This is a genomic window from Rudanella paleaurantiibacter, from assembly GCF_009184635.1.
GTDB lineage: Bacteria > Bacteroidota > Bacteroidia > Cytophagales > Spirosomataceae > Rudanella > Rudanella paleaurantiibacter.
The window spans coordinates 224002-238062 of the sequence record NZ_WELI01000002.1 but is presented as its reverse complement, the minus strand read 5'-3'; the positions used below and the strand labels follow the sequence as shown (position 1 = coordinate 238062).

At 54.8% G+C, this 14061-nt stretch carries 13 protein-coding genes; 5 read left to right on the top strand and 8 right to left on the bottom strand.

The annotated features are described in order from the left end of the window. The first annotated feature begins 93 nt into the window (after nucleotides 1–93). Nucleotides 94–1392 carry an anthranilate phosphoribosyltransferase gene (locus F5984_RS05785; RefSeq protein ID WP_185155432.1) on the top strand — a complete coding sequence of 433 codons (1299 nt, stop codon included), beginning with the start codon at nucleotides 94–96 and terminating at the stop codon, nucleotides 1390–1392. A gap of 21 nt (nucleotides 1393–1413) precedes the next feature. On the opposite strand, the gene F5984_RS05780 is transcribed toward F5984_RS05785, so the two are convergent. The 3 genes from F5984_RS05780 to F5984_RS05770 are packed head-to-tail and all read right to left on the bottom strand — an operon-like array spanning nucleotide 1414 to nucleotide 3908. Next, complete coding sequence (locus F5984_RS05780) at nucleotides 1414–1857, bottom strand: molybdopterin-binding domain-containing protein (protein ID WP_152123329.1); 444 nt, start codon at nucleotides 1855–1857, stop codon at nucleotides 1414–1416. 3 nt (nucleotides 1858–1860) lie between these two features. Beyond that, nucleotides 1861–2718: a prephenate dehydrogenase gene (locus F5984_RS05775; RefSeq protein ID WP_152123328.1), complete on the bottom strand. Its 858-nt coding sequence runs from the start codon at nucleotides 2716–2718 to the stop codon at nucleotides 1861–1863. A 14-nt stretch (nucleotides 2719–2732) separates the two neighbouring features. Next, complete coding sequence (locus F5984_RS05770) at nucleotides 2733–3908, bottom strand: pyridoxal phosphate-dependent aminotransferase (RefSeq protein WP_152123327.1); 1176 nt, start codon at nucleotides 3906–3908, stop codon at nucleotides 2733–2735. Nucleotides 3909–4461: 553 nt separating this feature from the next. Between F5984_RS05770 and F5984_RS05765 the strand changes: the two genes are divergently transcribed. The 3 genes from F5984_RS05765 to F5984_RS05755 all read left to right on the top strand — a co-directional run bounded on the left by F5984_RS05765 (nucleotide 4462) and on the right by F5984_RS05755 (nucleotide 7121). After that, on the top strand, nucleotides 4462–5256 hold the full coding sequence (locus F5984_RS05765; protein WP_152123326.1) for a hypothetical protein: 795 nt from the start codon (nucleotides 4462–4464) through the stop codon (nucleotides 5254–5256). A gap of 82 nt (nucleotides 5257–5338) precedes the next feature. Continuing rightward, entirely contained in the window at nucleotides 5339–6136 is a 798-nt protein-coding gene (locus tag F5984_RS05760; protein WP_152123325.1) for a hypothetical protein, read from the top strand. A gap of 118 nt (nucleotides 6137–6254) precedes the next feature. Next, nucleotides 6255–7121 (top strand): aldo/keto reductase, encoded by an 867-nt coding sequence (locus F5984_RS05755; protein ID WP_152123324.1) that lies wholly within the window; start codon nucleotides 6255–6257, stop codon nucleotides 7119–7121. Nucleotides 7122–7493: 372 nt separating this feature from the next. On the opposite strand, the gene F5984_RS05750 is transcribed toward F5984_RS05755, so the two are convergent. Both F5984_RS05750 and F5984_RS05745 read right to left on the bottom strand, forming a co-directional pair. Then, nucleotides 7494–7943: a ferritin-like domain-containing protein gene (locus F5984_RS05750; protein WP_152123323.1), complete on the bottom strand. Its 450-nt coding sequence runs from the start codon at nucleotides 7941–7943 to the stop codon at nucleotides 7494–7496. A 201-nt stretch (nucleotides 7944–8144) separates the two neighbouring features. Beyond that, the gene (locus tag F5984_RS05745) at nucleotides 8145–9464 is read right to left on the bottom strand and encodes a DEAD/DEAH box helicase (protein WP_152123322.1); all 1320 of its coding nucleotides are present in this window, start codon (nucleotides 9462–9464) and stop codon (nucleotides 8145–8147) included. 584 nt (nucleotides 9465–10048) lie between these two features. Between F5984_RS05745 and F5984_RS05740 the strand changes: the two genes are divergently transcribed. Next, a complete protein-coding gene (locus F5984_RS05740) occupies nucleotides 10049–10645 on the top strand; it encodes a T9SS C-terminal target domain-containing protein (protein WP_152123321.1) in 597 nt (198 codons plus the stop codon). Between the two features lie 93 nt (nucleotides 10646–10738). Here the strand turns inward: F5984_RS05740 and F5984_RS05735 are convergent, their stop codons facing one another. From F5984_RS05735 to F5984_RS05725, 3 genes are read right to left on the bottom strand one after another with little or no spacing between them, the layout of a single operon-like run. Further along, the gene (locus F5984_RS05735; protein WP_152123320.1) at nucleotides 10739–11539 is read right to left on the bottom strand and encodes a response regulator; all 801 of its coding nucleotides are present in this window, start codon (nucleotides 11537–11539) and stop codon (nucleotides 10739–10741) included. A 17-nt stretch (nucleotides 11540–11556) separates the two neighbouring features. Then, nucleotides 11557–13605, bottom strand: coding sequence for a histidine kinase dimerization/phosphoacceptor domain -containing protein (locus F5984_RS05730; protein ID WP_152123319.1), 2049 nt, complete (start codon nucleotides 13603–13605; stop codon nucleotides 11557–11559). Beyond that, nucleotides 13583–14029: a LytR/AlgR family response regulator transcription factor gene (locus F5984_RS05725; RefSeq protein ID WP_152123318.1), complete on the bottom strand. Its 447-nt coding sequence runs from the start codon at nucleotides 14027–14029 to the stop codon at nucleotides 13583–13585. Before F5984_RS05725 ends, F5984_RS05730 begins: the two co-directional genes overlap by 23 nt. Nucleotides 14030–14061: the final 32 nt, after the last annotated feature.

Sequence of the window (14061 nt, the reverse complement as noted above, 5' to 3'; positions counted from 1 at the left end):
TAATTTTTAGCTGATTCTACCGGCCATTCGCACTTCATTCACGCAAAAACGAAAGCAGAAAACCGCTAATCTGTTGTTACACCCTATTAAGCATTGGCGTCTGTGATTAATCTCGACCCGACTCACGTGGCACCCGGCAATACGGTACTTGGCCAGGCAATCAAACATATCGGGATTGGTAAACATGGTAGTAAACCTTTACCAGCCGATCTGCTCGAAGCCTGCCGGCAAGCCCTCACCGACCCTAACACGCACCCGCTCCAACGGGGGGCTTTTATTGGGGCGTTACTGGCAAAGGGTCCCACCGAAGCCGAGCTGACGCTCGAATCGGCCATCGGGAAAGACGCATTTCGGCACCCAACCTTTCTGATCCAGAAATTATGTACCGACCTCCATGCTGGTTTGTTGCCTATTGCCGTCAGGCTGGTGCGGGGGCATACGTTATCGGTGAGTGAAGCCGAGCAACTGGGCGACTACCTGTTTGGGAATGAGCCCTGCGAGGCTTTTCGGGGGTTTGCGGCCAGTATTATGCGGGTGCGGCACGAAACCAACGACGAGTACTTAGGCCTGATGCGGGCCGCCGAGCGCACGTTTACGCCCGGTTTTCGGCTCAACCAAACCGTGAGCGAGCGCCCGCTTGTGCAGCTCGCCGAGCCATTCGATGGGGTGGAGCATAGTTACATGATCACGCCTTTGCTGGCCAACTGGTTCGAACGGCGGGGCTACGGTGCCTTGTCGATGGTGGGCCGGTCGGGGGGGCCTAAGCTCACGCTCAACGCCCACGATCTGTACATGCACCTGGGTTGCCAGTACATGCAGAGCCGCCACGAACTGACCGAGCCACTCATGCCTTACGGGTGGGTGCTGGATCAGAAAGCCCTCTCGCCCGCGCTCAACCGGTGGGTCGATCGGCGGCAGGTGCTGCTTAAGCGCCCGTTTCTGGCTACGCTCGAAAAAGTACTGAACCCCTGCGGAGCGCGGATTCTGGTGACGTCGGTATTTCACATCACTTACCAGATGAAAATGGCCGAATTGGCCCTGATGGCCGGTTTCGACGCGGCTATTGTGATGAAACGGGGGCTGGAAGGGACGCTGGCGCCTGCCACCAGCCGGGCGAGTGGGGTGCTGTGTGCCGTTCGGACAGCGCAGGGCCACCTGTTTTTCCAGAACTTCGAAGCCGACCGGCCGGAGTTTACGTCGTTTCGGACTGATGAAGACCCCGATGTGCCCAACCCTACTGCCGCCGACAATGCCGCCCTGATCCGCAAGTTTGTGGCCCAGAAAGTGACGGGCGACGAGCACTTCGATAACCGGGTGCGGTACGCCTATGCACTCATGGAGCGTGGCATGGAGTGGATTGAGGGGCAGTTGAAAGTACCACCCGTGAAGTAAGCTCACGTTGCTTCACCAGAACTACCGACTGGCGAGCAGGATGGCGTTCGGAATGGCCGGAAACAGCCGGGGAAACCCCTGCTCAACCGCTTCGGCAGACGTGGGCAGGTTAATCAGTAACGTTTGCCCGCAAAGCCCGGCGGTATTACGCCAGAGGAGGGCTTCGCGGGTGTGGGTACGCAACAATGTACTGAAACCGGGCAAAAACCGGGTGCAAAAAGCCGTGGTGGCATCGGGCACCGGGTCGGTGGGGCCGCAATCGCTCAGGGTGAGCAACAGCGTTCCCTCGCCGGGCCGAATCAGGGGCCGCAACACGGCTTCCCACTCGGCCTGTGTATTGCCCCCTACCGGCTGCTCAACGCACCGGCACGCGGGCAACTGACTGGCCACAATAGCCCGGACGGCATCAAAAGTAGACCGGTTCAGGTCGGTTGTGTGTAGTATATAGACCGTTTGCAGGGCCACCGTTTAGCGTTTTTCGATGCCGTCGAGCACGCGCCGGATTACATTGGCGCGATTCATGAAATCGTACGATTGGCCCAGGTCCTGCTCATCAATGGCGGCTTTGAACTGCTCTAAAAACTGGATATAATCGGCCAGGGCCCGCGACACGTTTTGCCGGTTTTGGTCGAAAATAGGAGCCCACATGGCCGGTGAGCTTTTGGCGAGTCGCACGGTGCTACTGAAACCCGTACTGGCCATATCGAAAATGGCCTGCTCGTCTTTTTCTTTTTCCAGTACGGTCAGCCCCAGGGCAAAGCTGCTGATGTGGCTCAGGTGCGACACGTAGGCCAAGTGCAGGTCGTGCTCGCTGGGGGTCATGTAAAACAGCTTCATCCCGATGTCGCGAAATACCGATTCAACGAGTGTCAGGCTGTCGGGGTTACTTTTTTCGCGGTCGCAGATGATAAGGTTTTTACCCGGCAGCAACTCCCGAAAAGCGGCTCCCGGCCCCGAATTTTCGGTACCGGCCATGGGGTGCGCGGCCACAAACTGCGCCCGGCGCGGGTGCTTGTCGGCTACGGCACAGATAGTCTCTTTGGTGGAGCCCAAATCGACGACGGTGCCATGCCACGGCAGGGCATCGAGCACGGTAGGCAACAGGTTAATGATGGTGTTGACCGGTGTGGCCAGCACCACCAGATCCGACTGAGGTACGGCCTGCTCAAAGGGCAATACCTCGTCGACGAGCCCCTTGGCTACGGCCAATTGCCCGTGCACAACCGACGCATCGACCCCGAAAAACCGGGCTTTGGGGTATTTGTCCTTCACGGCCAGAGCCATTGAGCCGCCCAGTAAACCGATACCGATTATAGTGATATTCATTTGATTAGGTGCAGTTAGGCTGGGGTTTCTGTAGGGCTCAACCGGGCAACGGCCTCCCGAATCCGGCTTTCGTCGACGCAGAGCGATACCCGGATGTACCGTTGGCCTTTAGGGCCGAAAATAAAGCCGGGGGCGATGAACACATGCTTCTCGATTAGGAGTCGGTTAACCAGTTCTTCGGCCGAGGGCACCGAATCAGGGAGTTTGGCCCAGATAAACATACCCTCCTGATTGGTGGCGTAGGTGCAGCCGAGGGTGTCGAGAAAAGCGTACACGGCCGAGAGCCGCCCGGCGTATACGGCATTCCGTTCGGCATGCCAGGAGTCGGGGTTGTTGAGGGCTACGGTAGCCGCATCGAGTAGCGGTCGGAACATACCCGAATCCACGTTGCTTTTGATCGTCAGCACAGCGTCGATATACGGTTTGGCGGCCGAGAGCCAGCCGACCCGCCAGCCGGCCATGTTGTGCGACTTGCTCATGGAGTTCAGTTCCATGGCTACCTCTTTCGCTCCGTCGATTGATAACAAACTGATAGGGGCCTGCTTGTTGAGCACCAGACTATAGGGGTTGTCGTGGCAAAGCAGCACCTTGTGATCGTGGGCAAACCGCACGGCCTGTTCAAAGAGTGCTTTGGTTGCCGGTGCTCCCGTGGGCATGTGGGGGTAATTGAGCCACATGATTTTGGCCGGGGCCTGCTGTACCAACTCGCTCAGCGCTGCCCAGTCGGGTTGCCAGCCGTTGTTTTCCCCAAGCGGGTACTCGCGTACATTGGCACCAACCAGCTTGCTCACGGCGCGGTAGGCCGGGTAACCCAGTTCGGGCACCAGCACGCCGTCGCCCTCGTTCAGAAACGTCAGCGAAATATGCGTGATGCCTTCTTTCGAGCCGATCAGGGGCAGAATTTCGGTGTCGGGGTCGAGCGAAACACCGTAGGTATGCTTGTAAAAACCGGCCACTGCCTGCCGGAATGCGGGTGTACCTTTATAGGGCTGATACCCGTGGGCATCGGGGCGTTGTGCCACCTGAGCGAGTGTATCGATGGTCTCGGCAGAGGGCATCATGTCCGGGTTACCAATACCCATATTGATGACGTCGTGGCCAGCGGCAATCAGTTGGCGAACTTCGGCCAGTTTCACCGAAAAGTAGTACTCTTGTGTCTGACCAGCGCGGTGAGCGAGGGGAATAATCATGAGCAGGCAATAAACAGTTACAGGCCGGCGGTCCGGTGGTCCGGCACCCCGGTGGTCCGGCAATTAAAACCGTTTGCGGGTGAAGTGTCGTGCAAAAATACCAGCCTGAAGCTGAAAAGCCTACCTAACTTTTGCCCTAAGGCCGGGGCCTGAAAAAAAATAGGCCCGGTTCCAACCGTTTCGCCCGTTTCGGAGTCGGTAGGGGTGTGGACCACCCCCCGGCCCCCTCCTAAAAAAAGGAGGGGGAGGGCTTACCAGACAAGCTTATGTGGGTGTGGGGTCTCTTGATTTAAGCGAGGTGGAAATTTTACTTCCCCCTCCTGCTCTTTCAGGAGGGGGTTAGGGGGTGGTAATTGAATCACCTAACCATCCAACAAAACAACACGTTAAGCCTACTTCCGATTTGTCCAGTCTCTGTATGTTAAGTGAATGAACAATGTAAAATGCATAATTAACAATTGTAGTACCTGCTGATAATCAGCCCTTTTATTGTACATTTTACACTGTTCATTATACATTCAATTCAGTCTGACTACTTAAACCTCTTGTAATGATGAAAATGCTACTTTTTCTGACCGCCCTGCTGCTGACGCTCAGCAGTTGCGAACTTAACTTGCTTCAGACCTCCGACAATGGCCCGGCCGTGGTGCCCGATGGGTCGGCGCGAATTGCCCGGACTTACTCGTTGGGTGGCCCCGATAACAAAACCGTTTTGTCGGAAATCCGGTACGTGTACGGTGCGAACGGCCTGCTTGAGCGTGTAGACCGTTTTAGCCGCAATGCAAACGGAAGCCTGGACCGGTACGCCTACGAAATGTATACCTATACCGACAACCGGCAAGTACAGAGCCGGGTCGAGTATAGCCGCACGTCGCAGACCGGCGATTTCAAGCCAAACACGACACGGCAGTACACCTACCCCAGTCCTGATAAAACGGTAGAAACGATGCTCTATGCCGATTACCAGACGGGTGCCCTGAAACCCCAGGCCCGGACTGAGACGGTTCGGCAGAATAACCTGCCCGTTACGTCAGCGTTTTTTAGTTTATACGGTACCTCACCCAACGAGCCGAGCCAGATAACCACGTACCAGTACGAGAATGGGCGTCTGATAAAAGAAGAAACCCGCAGTGGTACCGGTACCGCTTTTCGGTCGATGGTGTACACCTACAAAGGACGTACGGCGCGTGTTGATGAGTTTATCCCGCAATCGAAAGAAAGTATTTCGGAACAGAAACGGACGTACGACGCCCGCGGCCGACTGGTGCAGGAAGAAGTAGTCCGAACCAACCCGTTGCTGTGTTTTGGTATGTTTGTCGGGGTCACCGTGCACGAATATTTAGATTGAGCGTTGATTCCTTACCATAGCGTATGCCATTGAAAAGCAAACAGCGTTAATTTGGGGTTGAACTTGTGAACTTGAATCCGTGATGAAACAGCTTCTTTCGTTTATCTGGATAGTTTTTTTGTTGACCAGTTGTGAAGTTGACTGGCTTACTCCTCAGGGGGGCGATATTGTTCCCGACACGCAGGCCCGTATAGCCCGGCAAACACAAATCAGCAGTTTTGATGGTAAAACCGTAACCCGCGTGGGTAAGTATCAGTATAACCCAGCCGGGCAACTGGAGCAGATCAATTGGTTCTCCTCCGAAAAGGCTACTACCCGAACGGGGTACGAAACGTACACCTATGATGCACAGGGGCAGCTTATATATCACCGCACGTATTACCAAGGCACGGGGCCTAACGATTTTAGCCAGACCGCTGTGATTGAGTATCAGTATCCGGCGACTAATCGGGTTGTTAAGCTTTCGTACTATCTGCAATCGCCGGGTAAGGCTCTCCAGTTATATGAGGCCAACGAAATAACACTTGGCCCCGGTGGCCGTCCTGTTCAGGCCAGAGTGTTCCGGGACGACAGCCTGCGGGTAAACCCCGAGCGCATCATTACGTATGTGTATGATAGGGACGGACGGCTGATCCGGGAAAACTGGCTTTTTACTCAAAATGCCATTAATCTTGCTACGCTTTATAGCTACAAGGGGCAAACGGGAACAGTGTCTATGCAATTTGACAATCAAACGCCCAATACCACGAGCCGTATGTGGTATGACCGGCGCGGCCGCCTGATTCGGGAAGAGCCCGTTGTTCGTTCTCTGGACGATAAGATACAGCAGATTGCATACATAGCTCCCCCGCCGATTCGGGTGTTCGAATACGTTGATTAAACCCGGAGCCTGAGCATAAAATATCGCATTGCACAGAAACAGTTTGCGGGTTCAGATTGTAAAGAATACAGTCCGGCCGATGGTTGGAACATCATGGTTTTTTAACAACCAATATCTAATGCAACCACAAACTGAAAAAACCGCCCTTGCTTCGGGCACTATCACCCTCGGTGGCGACCTTACCGTGAACCGAATGGGCTACGGGGCCATGCGTATTACCGGCGACGGTATCTGGGGCCCACCCCGCGACCACGACGAGGCTATCCGGGTGCTGAAACGCTGCCTGGATCTGGGTATCAACTTCATCGATACCGCCGACTCGTACGGCCCGTATGTTTCAGAAGAACTCATTGCCGAGGCTCTGCACCCTTACGCCGACGATCTGGTGATTGGTACCAAAGGAGCGTTGCTGCGGACCGGCCCCAATCAGTGGCCGATAGACGGGAGCCGCAAACATCTTGAAGAAGCCCTCAACGGAAGCCTGAAACGCCTGAAACTGGAGCAAATAGACCTCTACCAGTTGCACCGTTTCGACGATAAGGTGCCCTCGGAAGAGTATCTCGGTTTTCTGAAAGAAGCTCAGCAGCAGGGGAAAATCAAACATATTGGTCTTTCGGAGGTGACGGTCGAGCAGATCAAAGAGGCCCAGCAATACTTCGAGGTTGTCTCGGTGCAGAACATGTACAGCTTCGGGCAGCAGAAGTGGAACTCGACCCTCAAGTATTGCGAGGAAAACAACATTGCCTTTATTCCGTGGTACCCATTGGGTGGAGGTAACTTGGGTGCCGAAGCCGCCGTGAAGCGCGTTGCCGAGCGGCATGGTGCTACCGAATACCAGATTGCTTTGGCCTGGTTGCTGGCAGCGTCGCCGGTGATGTTGCTGATTCCCGGTACCTCGTCGGTAAAGCACCTCGAAGAGAACACGGCCGCTGCCCAAATTAAGCTGACCGACGAAGATTTTAACGATATGCCCCTGCCGCTCTGAGGTAAGATAGGCTAATACGAACCAGCGTGCACGGTGGTCGTTTGAGCTTATCGAGGGAGAACATCAAAACCTAAAAAAGGCAACCCGCATTACCTGGGTTGCCTTTTTTAGTTCGTAACAAACAAAAACAGGCCACCCCGGGGTGGCCTGCCATACCCATACTCACTGCGGGAAAGTATGGGGCAAAAGGTTAGGATTCAGGGGTCAGGTGACCCTCCAACCAACTCGCTATGGTGCTCGATGATTGTAGGGGTTCCGTGCCCTGAATGCCGCTGACAATCCATCGGACCCGATGACGTTGCCTTGGTTTCTTTGGGCTATACACAAAGTGCCCCGCTCAAAGGCGTGAGCCACTTTATAATGGTTGAGGTCTTACTTCCGCAGGGCTTTGATTTTGTCTAAAGCAGCCCGTAGTTCGGTAAGCTGATTTTGAAGCTGCTCCTTGATGTAGGCAGGCAGATGGTCGTCTTCGATGGCGTCTTCGTACGCTTCAACGGCAGCACTTTCGCCAAACTCCACCGAGCTTAGAACGGTGTCGCGGTCTTTGCCCGTCAAGGCTGATTTAATATCGATCCAGGCCCGGTGAATTTTGCTGCTCACGTCGGTCGAGGTAGCGTCCGAAACAGCGGTGCCATCAATCCGAACAATATGATCGGCCAGTTGGCTGCGGAAATTCTGACTTTGCACAATCATGTTCCGAAACAGCGGGTCGAGCTGCGAGTCTTCGTTGTCCTCAACGGCTTTTTCGTATCCCTGAATCCGGTCATTGTTGATTTTTACCAGATCGTTGAGCGACTCAACGATTTCTTCGTCCTTAATCATAACGTTTTGTATTTATGAGGGTTGGTAGTAGTTAACCTTCTAAAGAAACAGACTATGTGGGCGATTGTTTGGGCCGTTCGGTAAGTCGTCAGGGTGTCTGGTAAACTCTTTTGGAACCATGCCCAAAAAGATAAGGTCGCGGCTTTCGAAAGCCGCGACCTTATTGCGTACGCGTGAATTATACCGTAAAACGGCTAAGTTCTACACCTTAGGCTCCTCCCGACGGGGTTGGCCAAATCGACGGTTGCGATTCCGGTTCCGGTTGCCACCGCCACCCGGTTGCCCGTTGGGGCGTGGGCCGTTGGGCCGACCATTAGCCGAGGCTCCGTTGGCGGGTGCCTGTTGCCGGGACTGGTTGGGCCGCGTGAGGGGGACACTAACGCCCGCCATCGCGTATTCATGATCCGATACCACGGGAATCTGCTTCCCGATCAGCTTCTGAATGTCGCGCAGGTACGCCTGCTCTTCTTCATCGCAGAACGACATGGCACGGCCCTCATGACCGGCACGCCCGGTACGACCAATGCGGTGTACGTACGTTTCGGGAATGTTCGGAATTTCGTAGTTGATCACGCACGACAGCTCATCGACGTCGATACCCCGCGCGGCAATGTCGGTGGCAATTAGCACGCGTAATTCACCGCTTTTAAAACGGCTCAACGCCCGCTGACGCGCATTCTGCGACTTGTTGCCGTGGATAGCTTCGGCTTCAATACCGGCTTTGCGGAGGTCTTTCACCACATGGTCGGCCCCGTGCTTGGTACGGGTAAACACCAGCGCCGAGCGGATAGCCCGTTCCTGAAGCACATCGACCAACAGCTTTTTCTTGTTGGGCTTATCAACAAAATACACCACCTGATCAACCGTGTCGGCGGTAGTCGATACCGGGGTGACTTCTACTTTGGCGGGTTTGTTCAGAATCGTATCCGCCAGTTTAGCCACCTCAGGCGGCATGGTCGCCGAGAAAAACAACGACTGCCGGCGGGTGGGCAATTGGGCAATTACCTTACGCACATCGTGGATAAAGCCCATATCGAGCATCCGGTCGGCTTCGTCGAGCACAAACCGTTCGAGGCTGCGGAGGTTGATATAACCCTGACCCATCAGGTCGAGCAAACGGCCGGGCGTGGCCACCAGAATATCGATGCCCGCGCGCAGGGCGTTTACCTGGGCGTGTTGCGAAACCCCACCAAAAATAACGGTATGGCGCAGGTTCATGTGCCGGCCATAGGCGGCAATGCTCTCGTCGATCTGAATGGCAAGCTCGCGGGTTGGGGTCAGAATCAACGCCCGAATAGCGCGGGGGCCTTTGGTCGACAGCTTATTTTGATCGAGAAGTTGAAGAATCGGGATGGCAAATGCGGCCGTTTTTCCGGTCCCCGTTTGGGCGATGCCCAAAAGATCCCGCTCTTCGAGCAGATACGGAATAGCTTGTTGCTGGATGGGGGTAGGAGTGGTGTAACCTTCAGCATCGAGCGCCTTCAAAATAGGCTCGATGAGGTTCAAATCAGAAAATGTCATGCAATCGCTTTAAGAGCCGACCCCGATACAATAAAAGCGGGTTCGGGCTGTGGATGCGGCAGGTTGCAAATCATAAAACTGACTAAACCAGACCGCCAATAACGTATCAACAACAAATAGGCCAAATTAATGCCCCACCCTCCGAAATAACTCGGCAGCCCCGGCTTGGCTAACTGACTTGCCCGGATACCTCGGGCGAGCCCGGTGTGCTGGTCGGTTCCTAAACAGGGCTTGGGTGGGGTGTGTTGGGGAGCTGGTTGAGGGCTTATTTGGGGCTTATTTGGGGGCTTGTTTGGGGGGAGCGCCCAAACCGTGAAAAATAGGCAAATTGGATTATTCTCGAAAAAACGTATGGCCCGACCGAAACGGGATACAATTCTTTCACGGGATGGCTAAAAAAGGGCAATTGGTTCATTTAGAGGGACTTGTTGTACTTTCCCGATTTTCACTATACGATATTGATAAACGCTTGCACGGAAATAAGAACTTTCGTTAAGCAATTGTTAACCAAGGGGTTTTGTGTTGCGTCGAATGGCGTCGGTCGTTCACCTTTGTCGCAGTTCAACGCAAAATCAAAACGCAAAATGAAACGTATCAAAATGACTGTAGCGGCCCTGCTCGTGGCCGGTAGTTTAACCAGCACAGGCCTGGCTTTTGGCGGGCCAAACGACCGGTTAGCCCAGGTAAACGTGATTAAGTCAGACGCTAAAAAGGTGAAACTGCAAACGCCGGGTAACGTTGAAATGGTCCTTGTTGACGATAACGGAACGGTGTTGTACAAAGGCGAAATTCGGACCAAGGATGGCAAGGCTACGTCGGTCAATCTGACTAACCTGCCCGACGGACACTATTTTCTGACGGCTGCGAACAATGAATTCTGGATGTCGCAGGGGCTAACGATCCACAACAATCAGGTTAGCATTGACCCGCAAAACAAGAGCAGCCTCGTGAAGCCAACGCTTGTGACGGTGGGCAAAAACAAATTCAAATTGAATGTAGATGGCTCCGAGAAAGTCAACGTGGCCATTTATGACCAGGTCAATGCGCTGGTATTCAGTCAATCCTACGAAAAAGGCGAGGTGCCTAAGTTTGACCTGAACCGGTTGCCGATTGGCGGGTACACGTTTGTGGTTGGCCCCGATTTCAAGCAGTTTACGGAGCAAATCATCGTAAGCCGGTAATATGCGGGCCACCCATGCCACCGCTACCGATGCCGAACCCCGACTGGCTCTAGGAGCTAACGGCGGTTCGGCATCGGCTTTTGGTAAGGTATGTTACCGCACCTGTAACCGGCGCATAAACTCGTCTTTGTAGTTTTTGCCCAGCGGAACCGATTGGCTCCCCAGCGTTATGCCGTGGTCGTCGAACGTATCGACCCGGTTGACATTGATCGCGTATGAGCGGTGAACCCGCACAAAACGGGGATGATTGAGCCGCTCCAGTACGGCCGACAATGACTGGCGGAGTGCGTATTTTTTGACGGTCGTTACAAATACGGTGTATGTGTCCTCAGCTTCGAGGACCAGAATATCGGCCAAACTGATTTTGACGAACTGAAAGCCTTGTTTCACAAACACGTAGTCGTCTATTTTCAGGATGGTATCCCGGCCGGGTGGGTCGCGTTCGGGCGCATCGGGTTTCTTTTCGGCCGTGAGAGCCGCTTCTGGTGAGGCCGATCCCGGCAGGAGCTGGGTTTGCCGCGCAAAGTTATGAATAGCCACGTCGATGGCGATGCGCAGGTTGAGTAGGTTATGCGGCTTGGTCATGTAGGCCGCCGGGGCCGTTTGTTTGGCTCGTTCTACGGTGTCGGGGTCAGAGAAAGCTGTCAGGTAGATGATCGGTACGGGTCGGATGCGCAACAGTTGGTGGGCTGTTTCGATACCATCCAGTTCGCCCCGGATGTTAATGTCACACAGGAGCAGATCGACCCGATTTCGCCGAAATAGATCAACCGCTTTGGCACCGTTCGACGCCATCCCCACCACACAGTATCCTTCAGCTTCGAGGCTGTCGCAGAGCGCCATAGCCAGAATAGCCTCATCTTCTACAATCAGAATGTTAATCGAATGGTCCATAAAGGCGTCAAAGGGTATTAGGCGGTCCGAATGGGCGAGGGCTCGTTGATCGGTACCCGAATAAAAAACTGTGTTCCGTGGCCACTTTCGACCGATACGGTGCCCCCAATCTGATCCGATAGGCCCGCAATCAGCCGTTTACCAAACGACCCACCCGGCCGTTGCCAGCGCGACAGGTCGAGGCCGGGGCCATTGTCGGCCACGTGCATAAGCAGGCTGTCGCCCTGCCGGTGCAGATCAACCGACAGCCTCGGGGCAGCGGTGTAGGGTAGGGCGTACTTGAACGTGTTTGTCAGAATTTCGTTTAGAATCAGCCCGATTGGAATGGCCAAATCCACGTCGACCTCCTGCTTGCTCACCTGCACGCGGGTATCTACGGTCTGATGCGTGTACCCATAAGCCCCCATCAGTGATTCAATCAGGCTGGCTACGTACTCGCCCATATCGATGGTGGTCAGCGAATCGGTTTGGTAAAGCCGCTGATGAAGGAGCGACATGGCCTGCACCCGTTGTTGCCCTTCCCGAAAAGCCCGCTTGGCGTTCTCGTCGGCCAAGCGGTTCGATTGTAACTCCAGCAAACCTGATACAATAGCCAGGTTGTTTTTGACCCGGTGATGAAGCTCTCGCATTAATAAGCGCAACTGCGCCGATTGCTGCTTGATTTGCGCCTGACTTTGCCCCAGACGCTGATACTGCCAGAACAACAGGCCTGACAAGACAAAGAATAACCCGGCCCCCCAGCCCAACCACGTCAGTTGCCGTTGCTGCAACTCGTTCTGAGTTTGCAATTGCTGAATACTGGCCTCTTTCTGCCGCGAAACAAAGCGGGCGTTAACCTCAGCCAGGTTTCGGGCCTCGGCCAGGTCGGTGCGCTTTTTGATGAGGAGCAGGTCGCGGTCACGGTCGGCCTGTATCTGCGTTACCAATCGGTCGTGCTGTAACAGCAGGTTTGTTTTCAGGCTCGCAATCTGTTTTTGTTTCCCGGCCTCCACCTCGGCCAGTTGCAGGGCCCGCTCGTTGTCAAAAGCAGCCTGTAAGCGGGCAATCTGCGCGGTTTTGTCGGCCCGCCCGAGCGAATCTTCAATGACTTTAGCCTGTTCGAGGTAGCGCAGGGCCTGTTCAAAATGACCCGCATCGCGGTGGGCTTTGTAAGCGACACCCAGCGAGTTGAACAGTCGGTGCGGGTCGCCCAGCCGGTTAGCCAGCCGCACCGACTGTTCGCCGTGAAAAACCGCTTTCTGACGCTTCTGCAAGCGTTGATACAAGTCGCTCAGGTTGCGGTGGTTATGTTCCAGGTTGGTAAGCCGCCGGGCCGCTTCGTTAAGGGTCAGCGCCCGCTCCAGATAGTCGACTGCCTGTTCGAACTGCCGGTCGGGTTCGATAGCCAGCTGCCCCATATTGCCGTACAGGATAGCCAGGGTGTTGTTGCTGATACCTTCTTTTTCGAGCAGACTAATACCTGACCGGTAAGCTTGCCGGGCTTCTTCGTAGGCTTTCAGGTCGCGCTGAATAATGCCGATGGTGTTGTAAGTGTTCGCAATAGCCGTTACTAAGCCCAGTTGCTCGTTCAGCACGAGCGCCTGTTTGGCGTATTGGAGTGCCAGCCGGGTAAACCCCTCCATTTTTTGGGCATCGGCCATGCGTTTGTACGTGAGCGCCAGACCTTGATTCACAAACGCGATGCCGGGCAGATAACGATGACGCTCAAAAACGGGTAGGGCCTGTTGCATGAGGGCTACCGACCGGTTGAAGTCGCTTTTGTCGCGGGCTTCGGCGCTCAGGTACGCCAGGCCACGGGCCCAAACCACCGGCTGTTTGTGCTGCTTACCCCAGTCGTGAATGCGCTGCGCATACACCAGCGACGAATCGGGCCGAATGGGGCGCAGGTCTTGCCAATGGGCATACCAGGCTTCAATCAGCAGTGAGTCGGCCTGAGGCAGGGTCTGAACCTGACCGAACGAAAACGGAGTGCCTGCCAGGAGCAGACACCCCGCGAGAAAGGTAATGCAGAAAAGCCGCCGGGCGACCATGTTGTGTACCTGTCTAATCCAAATCAGATGCGGCAAAGCTGGCACTCGGCACGTGGTCTTCGACAACGCCGGTCCAGGGGTTGGGATTGAGGGCTCGCTTGACCGATACCCACCGACGGCGCGATACAGCTACCTTTTCGCCCGAAGAAAGGTGGAGCATTGGCCCTTTGTGGGTAAGCTGTACTTTCTGAACAAAGGCCCGATTGACGAGGCAGTTCTGGTGAATTCGGATGTAGGCTGCGTTGGGTAGCTGGAGTTCGTAGTGTTTGAGGGTGTAGGCCATAATATGCCGACTTCCGTCGCGCCAGTGCAGCCAGCTATAGCCTTTGGCCCCTCGAATCATAACCAGTTCATGGATGGAACGGGTGCGCCAGCCGTACAGAGGGTCGTTGACGCGGATTGTAGCTACTTGGTTGGTTCGGGGTGATGTGTGGTTGGAAAGAGGTAGGAGTGGATTCATGGTTAAAAAGAAGAAGTTGATATAAGAGAAAG